Source organism: Candidatus Igneacidithiobacillus taiwanensis (assembly GCF_031962545.1).
Classification (GTDB): domain Bacteria; phylum Pseudomonadota; class Gammaproteobacteria; order Acidithiobacillales; family Acidithiobacillaceae; genus Igneacidithiobacillus; species Igneacidithiobacillus taiwanensis.
In genome coordinates this window covers 1-11440 of record NZ_JAVRKK010000068.1, presented here as the reverse complement: position 1 = coordinate 11440, position 11440 = coordinate 1, and the positions used below count along the sequence as shown (strand labels likewise).

Below are 11440 nucleotides of genomic sequence, written 5' to 3'. Positions count from 1 at the left end.
ACAACGCCGAACGGCCACACCATCGACTCGGACAGAAACCACCGCTATCCTTCCTCCTCCAACATCTACCACAGTGCCAAAGGTGGTGGACGCATACATGCGCTTGCGGGCCTGCATCCTCCAGTTATAGAATGCAGGTTCTCTGGTGACTGTAGCTCAGCAGGTAGAGCCCCGGATTGTGATTCCGGTTGTCGTGGGTTCGAGCCCCATCAGTCACCCCAACAAAATCAAGGCTCTGGGCAATAGTCTAGGGCCTTTTTCTTTGCCCGATTGCGTTATTGCGATGCTGGTGCGCCAGCCCCCAAGGCTTGAGCAAAGATCGCGCAGTAGTTTCCCTTGCTTCCATTCTTGAAAACGGTGGAACATCACGCTCCGGCACACAAGCTTGTTCGAGCGTGCGGGGGCTGATCATTCACGCTATAGTTCGGTCACCCATAGCCGCAAATACCTTTGTTAGAAACGATGATTGACGATCTCCTACGTCGATTCGCAAATCAGACAGGCAGGCTGACTTCACGCGATAGCGATGAATATCTCCGCCACGAAATCCTGATGACCTGCGTGCAACGCCATCCGCATCTGCAGCATGGAGAACTGCAACGCAGCATTACTCCTAGCCAATGGCTCGCCTGGTTGCAAGAGCAAGCGGGGTGGAGATCGGTGATGCTGTCGGGTAGCCTGAATCTTGCCTGGCACGAAAATTCCGGCACTTTCCTTGCCACAAAATTTTTGCTCCGAAATCTCGATGCCGAGCGCTCAGAAAGAATATTACGGCGACTTTTTGCCGAGCGCAGCGAAGACCTTGATCTACACCCCAGCGCGCAAATTGAAATCTGGGGAGCCGTAGACGACGTAACTCATTGGATAAGCGCACTTCAGGATAGATTTCCCGCTACTGGACCGCAAATTCGCTGGGTATATGACCTGGAGGAGACACCGCTACGGCTACCGCTCTACGAAAAGCAGCAACCTCGCGACAGCATGTATCCATTTTTACGCGAAATCGGCATTGGCTTGCATGACTTTTATCAAAGATACGAGGCTTCCGAGGCCTCTATTCTTCTCCTAATTGGGCCGCCAGGAACTGGAAAAACAAGCTTCATCCGAGGATTTTTACACGCCACACAAAAAGATGCCATCGTTTCCTACGATCCAAAAATTTTGGAAAAGGATAATATTTTTTCCGACTTTTTGGCCGGCAATGCTGATGTTTTGGTGATAGAGGACGCCGATGAGCTATTACGCCAGCGTGAAAACGGTAACACACTGATGCATCGCTTTCTGTCTCTCGGCGATGGACTGGTCAAAATCCCACGAAAAAAAATGATTTTTTCCACCAACATTGAGAGTATCAGTCGCGTTGATCCTGCCTTGTTGCGCCCGGGACGCTGCTTTGCCACCCTCCACTTTCGCGCCCTCACGCCGGCGGAGGCGCAGCAAGTGGCCAAAGAATTTGATCGATTGCCAGCGCAGTTTCCAACAGGCAAAACGCAATATAGCCTTGCCGAAATCCTCGCAGAGACCCCTACCGATAGTCAGTCGGCAACGCATCCGGTGCCCTTCCGAGCAGGATTCCGCTAATCATTTGCAAGCCTGCAAGGGGCGCACACAATGACTACCAGTGCTAACTTGCTGTTCATCGGAAATATGCGCAAGGAGAAAAGTCATGTGGAGCATCTTGAAAGGCCTCTTCGGTAGCAACGATAACAGTTCGACATCGCAGCAGAGCAGCATGGGGCACGATGACGGCTGCGATATAAACCCGGCCACCGGCCTGCCAATGATTGGTGGCTGCGGCGGCATAGACGTGGAAGGCAATCCTTACGGGACCGACCTCAACGACGACTATTCCAGCACATCCTCCTGGGATGATTTCAGTACCAGCAGCTTCGATGACAGCTGGAGCAGCCTCGGTAACGATGACTGGACGAGCAGTTCCAGCTGGAATGATTAAGCTCGGCTTACCGCGATATTGGCAAGAGCCAGGGAAATATTGTAGCCTCAGTTTGAAACGATAACCGCAAAACATGGCCACGTATTCCAGGCTTGGCACGCCTGGACTCCCTCCGTGGACGGAGCGTAAGGATTCGCACCCAAGGGAGTTAAAGAGAATGCTGTTTTCCTTCTTTTATGGCAAAAAGCGCCAAGTCACAGGCCGTATTTCGGCACGGGGCGTGCGTAGGCGGCCAGCCGACCTGAGCCCCACTTTCAACTTTACGTCGGGGAGATCATCTTCCCGGTACACCGTCCAAGCTTCGTCTTCTCCTTACTGCCTCAGCAGGTAACTTCTTGGGAGTAATTATGCGCAGCGCACCAGAGCACCTCAGTCCACCAACACTCCGTTCCATCCAGCTCCATAGTATCCCACCCGAAAAATTTGCTTGTACCCTAATCACTCCTTTGTACGGCGGTGGTGTGGAGGCAGGAAAGATCGATATTTCCATGCCGATCCGGGCCACAAGTATCCGCGGGCAACTTCGATTTTGGTGGCGCATCACCAACCGCAAACGATTTTCAGGCGCAGAAAAAGATCAGAACATGTTTGCGGCCGAACGAGAAATTTGGGGTGGACTAGGCAAAGACGATGATTTGAGCGCAAGCAAAGTCGATATCCGCGTCACGGATATTCATATTCATCAAGCGCCGGCTGCGGCGGCACGATATGATAGAAAGAAAGATAACAACCAGTATGAGACTTCTCCCCATTGGGAATCTTGGGCAGGAGGCACTAAGGCGGGAGGGTATGTGCTATTTCCAGCACAAGGAAAGGCCTTAAAAACAGCTATACAAACAGAACCTAGCAAACTACTGAAGCCAGGCAGCGTTTCTTGGTCCCTAGAAATTCGTTTTAGTGATGATTGCCCTGCGGAGTCCAGAGAACAAGTCTTGACGGCGCTACGCTGGTGGGCCTCTTTTGGCGGTATAGGAGGGAGAACACGCCGAGGGTTGGGCGCAGTTCGAGTGGAGAATCTTGCGCCGGTGAGTAAGGAAGAAGTCAAAGAGCACGGCTGTACGTTGGTTCTGCAGGAGCCAGCACCACAGGAGAAAGCGCATGAATCAGCAGTCGAGGCTTGGAGAGCGGCCATAAAAGCCCTTCGCGAATTTCGCCAAGAAGCGGGCATTGGGCGGAATAAGGGATCGGGGCCGAATCGTCCGGGGCGAAGTCGATGGCCGGAAGCGGATGCCATTCGGCGAATTACCCACAAAAATTCTCGGGAGCACCAACCGACACATCCCGCGGGCAACATCTTTCCTCGAGCGGCTTTTGGTCTCCCTATCATTTTCCAGTTCAAAAAAGATGAACGCAGTAGAGATGATCCCGAGCAACATAGCCTGCAACCAGAAAACGCGGAACGTCTTGCTAGTCCCATTATCCTGAGACCCTATTGGGATGGCAGCAAGTGGCGCCCAGCGGCACTGTACTTGGGCAAAGAAACTACTAAATTGATACTGCGTGGACCGAGAGGGGACAATCCAGTGAAAGAATGGCCGGAGGACGGCGAGCAGCGCAAAACTGCGATTCAGGAAATCCATCCCATTCAAATGGTTGCAAAGAAGCATCCGGGAAAAATCGCCTCCCCTCTAGCCGCTTTTCTAAACTATTTCAAAAAGCCAACAGATTATTCTGAGGGATAAAATCCATGCCGACATTACTTGAAATTTCTTTTGGGCCGGTACAAAGTTTCATTGCTGCGGCAAGGCGCACCGCCGACCTTTGGGCTGGCTCGCGCATCCTTTCTGCAGCAGTTCGCTCTGCCGGGCGAGAGCTATTGTCCGCTGGTGCTACACTGATTTATCCAGACCCTCTGCGCGTCGAACAGGAAAACTCTGAGCAAAGCAATCTCTCCAACGTACTGTTGGTTGAAGTCCCAGATGGTACCAACACCTCGCAGCTTGCGAAGCAGGCTATCTTAGCCGCGCGCCGAAGCATCACCGAGCTTGGAGAAGAGGTTTTGCGTAAGTTCCCAGAGTTGCGCCAAGATCTTTTTCGCACGCAATTACAAGATGCCTTGGAGGCATTTACTGCCTGGGCCGAAATGTTACCGGCAGAGAGCTACTCAAGCACTTACAAAAAACTAAAGACGACTTTCTCACAACGAAAAAACACTCGCGAATTTTTACCTGCAGCCATTATCCACAATAATCTCCCAAAAAACTCCCTAGACGGTTTGCGAGAGACGGTTTTACCAGAGCAGCAAAATAGCAATCAACTTCGGCGCGGAAAATGGCGTAAGTTGCGCTTGGGTAGGGGTGAACAGCTGGATGCACTGGGTGTACTAAAGCGTTTTATAGGCAGTAATTCTGACGCCCATTTTGTCGCTCTGACTCGTATAGCTGCACACGATTGACTGGCAAGCATTGCCAAAACGCAGCCAGAGACCCTCGCGGAATTGCGCGAGGCGTACGAAAAACTGGTACCCCTGGGTCTCGCTTCGCGCTGCCCCAGTAATGGCGGTCAATATGACAATTTCGCCTACGACGCCGCGTTACTTTATCCCGAAAGGTTACAAATCGCTCATACCGAAGCCGAATTGTGCGACGAACCTGCAGAATGCCGGTCCGCACTCCAACAACTGGAAAAAATTCTACAAGTCATTTGGCGAACCTTTGGTCGCCCTCTACCCTATGCTGCGCTGCTTCTCGCAGACGGTGACCGCATGGGAAAATTTATTGCTGCTGCGCAGGATAAGAGTCATCACTCCGAGCTGACTCGCGCTCTCGCAGGCTTTGCCGATCGTGCAATTCTTATTTTACGCGAGGCGGGTGGACAGGCCATCTACGCCGGCGGCGAGGATGTAATGGGCTTACTCCCGCTTTCCTCGACATTACACGCCAGCCAACGCTTAGCAAACGAATTCCGCAGCTTCATAAGCAAAATTTCACAAACCATAAATCAAGAGTCGGGAATAACGCATTTACCCACCCTTCGAGTTGGCGTTGCCATCGCCCATATTCAACAACCATTGGGGCAAATACGAGCCTATGCCGAGTCAGCGGAAAAATTTGCCAAGGGCGCTGCGGGCACCGACGCTCAAGGCGATGCCCTGGGTCTGAGTCTGCACATTCGTGCCGGCCACAAACTTTCTTGGCGTCTTCCTTTTTCGCAATCCGAGGATTTCGAAAGTCTGGAACAATGGATCAACGATTTTTCGGCTGGCAATTTCTCCACTCGCCTTGGATACGATATGCGTGCTTTATCTGATCGTATCGAATTGCAGCAGCTTCCCGCCGGTCTGGTTGATTCAGAATTTCACCGTCTTTTGCACAAGGCACAGCAAAGCGGTGGCGGTACAGAGTTGAGCCAAGATGGTCGTCAGCGCTTACAGAAACGACTTGCCCAACTGACCACACCGGAAAAGCACAACGGCCAAGCCACCGGCGCTCTTCGCCGCTTGGGCGAAGAGTTGATTCTCGCTCGCTGGCTGTCGGCACACCAACAGGGCGACTTACTGGCAGGAGAACGCCAATGACATATTTTTATCACATCGATCCAGCCGCTCCTTTGGTATTCCGCTCTGGGCGTCCCTTCGGGACCGGTAGTCAGGAATCCGCCCGATTTCCCTGGCCATCCGCGCTCGCCGGCGCTCTACGCACGGCGTGGATGCGGGGGCAAGGCGATACGGCTTTTCGTAACACCGCACTAGCAATGCAAATCCCCGTTGCCGGCCCCTTTCTCATTGATCCGAGTAATCGCCTTTATGTACCTAAGCCTGCCGACGTCGTCATAACCGTCTCTGAAGACGACGATACAAATCAAAAGCGGGTTCATCGTCTACTTCCGGGAACATTTCCAGAGCATTGTGGCAGCGACCTTCCCGAAGGCCTGCAACCCGTTGTCGCTGAGGATGATTTTGTTGGAAAGCCGCAAAAGGTCGCTAGTTTCTGGCCCCTAGATGCAATCCTCCCCTGGGATGGGGGAGCTCAACTTCCTGATGACCTTCTCCAAGCCGAAGCAGAGCCGGCACCCTTGCGGCTACGGCGCCAGAGTACACATATAGGGTTGGACCGGCAGCGCCGCGCAGCCAGAGAATCGCAGATTTTTCAGCTGGAATCCCTAGACTTTGGACGAGAACGTCTACCAGGGGGCTTCGCCAGTGGATCATGGCGATTAGGTGCGGGCTTTGGCGAGGTCTTGCCCACTGGTCTCTTGCAACTGGGTGGGGAACGTCGTCCTGCTTGGGTAGAGGAGAGTGATAATCCACACGTACTCATGCCCGAGAATTTGCAACAGAGCATAGATGCTACCACTCATTTTTCTCTGAGCTTGTGTACACCCGCGCTACTGCGCGACGGTTGGAAACCTGGATGGATTCAGTCCGATCTCGTTGGCGATTTTCCAGGTATCCCGGGCTTGCGACTCCGTCTTCGTGCCCTTGCTTGTGAGCGGTGGCAGGGAATTTCGGGGTGGGACCTTGCCAGACAAGAACCCAAACCAACGCGTCGGGCCGTGCCCGCCGGAAGCACGTACTGGTTTGAAATTTTAGAAAAACCCTCCGGCGACTGGGCGAAAAAGTTGTGGCTCAGCAGCATATCCGACGAAGAGCAGGACCGCCGAGACGGATGGGGCCTCGTCTATCCGCGCATTTACACACAATCCGCCAAACCTGAACACCAGTGAAAGGAATGACTCCATGAAAACCTCTCTCTTCCACGTACAAGCAATTTCCCCAGTTCACGTCGGTGTCGGTCAAGCCATTGGCGTGGTCGACCTGCCGATTGCACGAGAACGCGCAAGTAACTTACCCATGATTCCCGGCTCAGCCATCAAGGGTGTGTTGCGCGACATCTTTGCTGCGGATCGCGGTCTCCAAAAAACGTTATTTGGCCCCGAACAAATCAGTAAAAATGACGATAGCCATGCTGGCGCTCTGGTCTTTGGCGATGCCCTGTTACTAGCCTTGCCGGTCCGTTCTCTTATCGGCATGGTAAGTTTCGTTACCTCGCCGTTTCTGCTATCTCGTTACCAACAAATTGCAAAACGTTGTGGCCTATCCTCGCTTCCTGCCGTACCAAGCATAGAGGAGGAAAACGGTGCGCTGATCACGACAAGCGCGCGCAACATCGCGTACGTCGGGGAGCAAGAGGAAGGCACCGTAGTCCTCGAAGACCTGGATCTTCGGGCGAGCAAATCCAGACTCGCCGACGATTGGTCGGACTGGATCTGTGGACAGTTGCACGACCATGATTGGCAGCAACATTTTCAAGCCCGCTTTGTCATCGTTTCCGATGCCGTCCTGAGTTTCCTCGCCGATACTGGCACAGAAATACGTAGTCGGATACGCATCGATGATCAAAAACGTACCGTAGCCAGGGGCGCTCTTTGGTACGAAGAGAATTTACCAGCAGAGAGTATTCTTTTCGGCTTGCTAGGTTTTGATGATCCCTTTGATGGCAACCAAATAGACGTACAGACCGCATTTCGCGAACACGTCCAAGAACACACGCTCATCCAAATTGGTGGAAAGGCTACCGTTGGCCGCGGCTTGGTCCGCTTCTTAGCATAGGAGAACAATCCATGATACTCCGCCAATCTGCCATCGCTGCCCATGCAATAGAATGTGTGCAAAGAGCCCAGGACGATCCAAAGATTTTTGCCGAGTACGGTACTCGCGCAAATAGTTTCCCGAGCATGATCGTACAGGTAGGGCTAGCGCAGGCGCTCGGTTTTCTCCGCGCCAAATCGGGCGATAACACCTCGTTAGCAAAAGCCTACAATCGTTACTACACGGATCTTTTCGAGTTGACAAGAATTGCCATTCCCGATGCACCTGAAGATCCGGATAGATTTTATCATCACGTACTGCGCGCGGAGCTCGGGGAGTATCGCCGCCTCAGTCAAACGATCCTAGACGCCAGCGTCTGGCTAAAGAGGATCTACCAAGGTACCGATAAACGAGGGGGAGAGTAATGAGCCTCGGAAGACACCAAATCAACGCCATACACCGTGCCCTCGCCCCCGGTAGCGAGGTTCATCCCGGATTACGTCTGGCACATGGGCTTAGCGAGTGGCCAAACGCGGCCGAGGCACACAGCAAGCACGATCTGATACGGTCGGTCGCCAGGATCAAAACGCCAGATTTTTACCGGCAAGCATTACAACGCTGGAAAAATCTTACTGGAGACCGGCAGCGCTTCTGTGGGTTTGAACTCGCGCTCCATCAACGTCTATATATTGGCGTTACCCGCGACAATCCCGTTGAGACTGGTGTCACGGTCTCCCATAGTTATGGCATGCCGATCATTCCAGGCTCGACGGTGAAGGGTCTTGCCCGCGCCAGTGCAGAGTATATCGAACGACAAACTGGCGAAATACGCCGTGACGTGATTGCATGGCTCTTTGGTGAAGGTGGTGATGACGGGGAGAGCGGTGGTATTTACTACCACGATGCTTGGTGGTGCGGTAATAGCGATACGCCTTTTGTGCCGGAAATCGTAACCCCACACCACACCGAGTATTACCAGAACGGTCGCAAAGCAGCCAGTGATATGGATAGCCCCATACCGGCGCCACAGATTGCCGTACAGGGTAGTTTCTATTTTGTTGTCGAAGGTGCCCCCGAGTGGACAGCAGTGGCTGCAGCGTTACTGCGAGCTGGGCTTTCGCAGTGGGGTGTGGGAGGTAAAAAGAGCTCTGGCTACGGTAGATTTCGGCTCGAACCATGAGAGTTTTTCTCTTCAACACTGCCATCCTTACGGACTATGGCCTCTGGCGCCTGCGGGGTCCGCTTACGGTAGAGGAGGCTAGAATAATTCTGGCCAAGGGGTTTCATTCCGCCATTGGCCATCAGGCGACGGCAGATTTTCTTTCCGAAACGTTGGCTCAGCCTATTCCCGTCGCACGGATCAACGCTCACCTGGATGCGGGAGATAGGGCGCTCGTTTTCCGTCTGGAGGAGCGCCAGCGCGAAGGACACCTTCTAACCAAAGCCGAATTACGAGAAGCGCAATCCTCCTTCGCTCTTCTCGAGCGGCTGGAATAAGTTATGCAGCCCAAATTCGCCACACATCTGGTCTTGGTATCCGACCAACCCGTTCCGAGCTTGTTGCCCCTGCTCGATCCTGATCTTGGTGCCCAGTCCGTACTGCTGGTTGCCACTCCTGCCCGGCAGCGCCACGCGCAACACCTTGCCGAGGCCCTACGCTCTACCAACTTAGAGGTATCACCCGTTGTCATTCTTGAACAAGCCTACGATATTACTTATCTATATCACATCTTCAGACAGTTGATCGCCAACTACCCTGCCAATAGCGTCGCGGCCAATATTTCAGGCGGAAATAAACTCATGAGTATTGCCGCTTACGAGGTTTGCAAAGAAAACAGGCAGGGTATCTACTACATCAACATTGAAACCGATTCGGTACAGTGGATATATCCGCAACATTCGCACAATCACCCCCTAAGAGCCCCACTACGCCTAGAAAACTATCTACATGCTTGCGGTGTAGAGTTGGAGTCCATATCCCGCCCCGACACGACGAGGGCATGGCTCCACATTGCCAGAGAACTGCTCCGCGACAGCAAACTACGCTCCTATGTGTATCACCTACTCCATAATCCAGATGCCATGCCAAATTATCTCCGCGATAGGGCAAACAGAATTTACCTACCGCAGCTCGTAAACGCCAAATTGATTAGCAAACATGCAGATAATTTAATTCCCTACAGCAAAGACGCAAAGGCTTTTTTGGGCGGTTTATGGCTCGAGATTCTAGTTTATGAATTACTGCAAGAGCATAGTAAAAATATACAAGACATTGCCCACAATCTGAAGGTGCGATGGCTTCCCGACGGTGCCTCCGAGAGCGTTTTTAATGAGTTCGACATAGCCGTTCTGAGTCAGAATACGCTGATCCTGGTCGAGTGCAAATCCGGGAGCACAAAGACCCACGCCGATGAACTCCGCAAAGTCATTTTCCAACTTGGGCGCAGTAGGCAAAAGCTTGGAGGTCTGCGCGGCAAGGCGGTGCTCATTTCCTTGCATGAGCTGTCGGCAAGCCTTGTTTCACGTTGCCAAGACAATGGTGTAGTACCAATTACCGGAAATGGTATTTCGGATTTACGCGCAAAACTCATTGCTCTCATAGAAGGAGAACATCCATGACGGCAGGAGAGATAGTTTGGGACATCCTAGATAAAATTGCAACGATCATGGATATCATCGTTGGCGGCGTTGCTCTTTGGGGATTGCTATTTCCTACCAACTTCTGGAGCAATATCCGCAAACACCTTCGCGGCAATATCCATCAAGGCGGCGAAGAAGTCGATAATATAAATGCCGATGGCATCATATTTACCGTTAGCAAAAAAGATACGCCCATCTGGACCATGAAAAGGGCAAATCCGCAACGCGTCTACCTTATTGGCAGTCAGCAGACCATGGAAGCCGTAAACAGCATCAAAGATTTTGCTCATAGCAAAAATATTGTTGTTTCAGATGAAGAACTAAAAGATGTAGACAACGTCAGTGAGGCAAAACAGTTGGTCACTCACGCTATCGAGCAGCTTCGACAACATGGTTGCAAAAAGATCGTCATTGACGTTACCGGCGGCAAAACGCCGATGAGTATCGGGGCATTCCAAGCGGGTGACGAGGCCGATTTGACTGTCATTTACGTTACCGCCCCATTCGACCAAGCCCTTAAGAAACCGAATCTGGACAGTGCCCGCATCTATGTGATTCGCGAAGGGCAATATGGAGAGCAAAGAGGAGAATGAGCACTATGCGTTGGATCTCGACCCTACCCGAGAGCACTCCCCAACCTCCTCCGACTGCCGCAGTGCAGAGCCTAGAGGAAAGTTGGTCCACATTTCCGATCGTCCGCCTGCGCTTCACACTACGCTCCCAGGGTCTATCTATTCCCGCCTTTCATGCCTCCGTTTGGCATGGAATGATCGGCGCCCGATTGCGGGAAATCGACCCGCTCGCCTATCTCGCTATCTGGGAAAAGGAGCAGAGCGCCCCCTATGCTCTGCGCGCGCCCATTGGTCCCACCAAGATTTCCGACGGCGACACACTCTTTGTTGAAATCACTTTGTTTGGTCAAGCCATTGCACATCTTGCCAGCGTACTGGCTGCGGTCGATGCGGCCAGTTCTTCCCTGGGGCAAGTAGTGCACCAGGGACAACGGGGCCGCGCTATTATCGAAGAAATTTACTCCGTGACCCCAACGGGAATTCGCCCCGTTCGCCTACTTAGCGAAACAGAGCTAAGCGCCTTGCAAATCCTGGCCGGCACCATCTTGCAGGCTGTTCCCAAGCATCCAACGGCCGCTGTCCGACTCATCCTTGATGCCCCCCTACGCCTAAAGGATAACGGACAATTCATTACGCAACATCCAAGGGCCGGCTCAAAAATGAAGTGCAACACCTTTGGTCCAAGGAGACTGGAGGTGAACAATGGGCAACCACTATCAGCACTTGAGTATGGATGAGAGAAAC

Annotated in this window: 13 protein-coding genes and 1 tRNA gene; all 14 read left to right on the top strand. The window is 52.7% G+C overall.

The window, feature by feature from the left end:
• The first annotated feature begins 145 nt into the window (after positions 1-145).
• The 14 genes from RTI30_RS09215 to RTI30_RS09150 all read left to right on the top strand — a co-directional run bounded on the left by RTI30_RS09215 (position 146) and on the right by RTI30_RS09150 (position 11433).
• Positions 146-221 (top strand) — tRNA-His (locus tag RTI30_RS09215).
• A 331-nt stretch (positions 222-552) separates the two neighbouring features.
• Positions 553-1581: an AAA family ATPase gene (locus RTI30_RS09210; protein WP_312263133.1), complete on the top strand. Its 1029-nt coding sequence runs from the start codon at positions 553-555 to the stop codon at positions 1579-1581.
• Between the two features lie 85 nt (positions 1582-1666).
• Positions 1667-1954, top strand: coding sequence for a hypothetical protein (locus RTI30_RS09205; RefSeq protein ID WP_312263132.1), 288 nt, complete (start codon positions 1667-1669; stop codon positions 1952-1954).
• 347 nt (positions 1955-2301) lie between these two features.
• The gene (cmr1, locus tag RTI30_RS09200; RefSeq protein ID WP_312263131.1) at positions 2302-3636 is read left to right on the top strand and encodes a type III-B CRISPR module RAMP protein Cmr1; all 1335 of its coding nucleotides are present in this window, start codon (positions 2302-2304) and stop codon (positions 3634-3636) included.
• Between the two features lie 5 nt (positions 3637-3641).
• Positions 3642-4349, top strand: coding sequence for a type III-B CRISPR-associated protein Cas10/Cmr2 (locus tag RTI30_RS09195; RefSeq protein ID WP_312263130.1), 708 nt, complete (start codon positions 3642-3644; stop codon positions 4347-4349).
• Positions 4350-4391: 42 nt separating this feature from the next.
• Positions 4392-5471 carry a type III-B CRISPR-associated protein Cas10/Cmr2 gene (gene cas10, locus RTI30_RS09190; protein WP_312263129.1) on the top strand — a complete coding sequence of 360 codons (1080 nt, stop codon included), beginning with the start codon at positions 4392-4394 and terminating at the stop codon, positions 5469-5471.
• Positions 5468-6619 (top strand): type III-B CRISPR module-associated Cmr3 family protein, encoded by a 1152-nt coding sequence (locus RTI30_RS09185; RefSeq protein ID WP_312263128.1) that lies wholly within the window; start codon positions 5468-5470, stop codon positions 6617-6619. The genes cas10 and RTI30_RS09185 overlap by 4 nt, the downstream gene beginning before the upstream one ends.
• Positions 6620-6632: 13 nt before the next feature.
• Positions 6633-7505 (top strand): type III-B CRISPR module RAMP protein Cmr4, encoded by an 873-nt coding sequence (gene cmr4, locus RTI30_RS09180; protein WP_312263127.1) that lies wholly within the window; start codon positions 6633-6635, stop codon positions 7503-7505.
• 11 nt (positions 7506-7516) lie between these two features.
• On the top strand, positions 7517-7909 hold the full coding sequence (cmr5, locus tag RTI30_RS09175) for a type III-B CRISPR module-associated protein Cmr5 (RefSeq protein WP_312263126.1): 393 nt from the start codon (positions 7517-7519) through the stop codon (positions 7907-7909).
• Entirely contained in the window at positions 7909-8664 is a 756-nt protein-coding gene (gene cmr6, locus RTI30_RS09170) for a type III-B CRISPR module RAMP protein Cmr6 (protein ID WP_312263125.1), read from the top strand. Before cmr5 ends, cmr6 begins: the two co-directional genes overlap by 1 nt.
• Positions 8661-8981, top strand: a complete 321-nt coding sequence (locus RTI30_RS09165) for an STIV orfB116 family protein (protein ID WP_312263124.1) — start codon at positions 8661-8663, stop codon at positions 8979-8981. The genes cmr6 and RTI30_RS09165 overlap by 4 nt, the downstream gene beginning before the upstream one ends.
• A 3-nt stretch (positions 8982-8984) precedes the next feature.
• On the top strand, positions 8985-10103 hold the full coding sequence (locus tag RTI30_RS09160; protein WP_312263123.1) for a Card1-like endonuclease domain-containing protein: 1119 nt from the start codon (positions 8985-8987) through the stop codon (positions 10101-10103).
• The gene (locus RTI30_RS09155; protein WP_312263122.1) at positions 10100-10717 is read left to right on the top strand and encodes a Card1-like endonuclease domain-containing protein; all 618 of its coding nucleotides are present in this window, start codon (positions 10100-10102) and stop codon (positions 10715-10717) included. Before RTI30_RS09160 ends, RTI30_RS09155 begins: the two co-directional genes overlap by 4 nt.
• Entirely contained in the window at positions 10714-11433 is a 720-nt protein-coding gene (locus tag RTI30_RS09150; RefSeq protein WP_312283688.1) for a hypothetical protein, read from the top strand. The genes RTI30_RS09155 and RTI30_RS09150 overlap by 4 nt, the downstream gene beginning before the upstream one ends.
• The last annotated feature ends 7 nt before the right edge of the window (positions 11434-11440 follow it).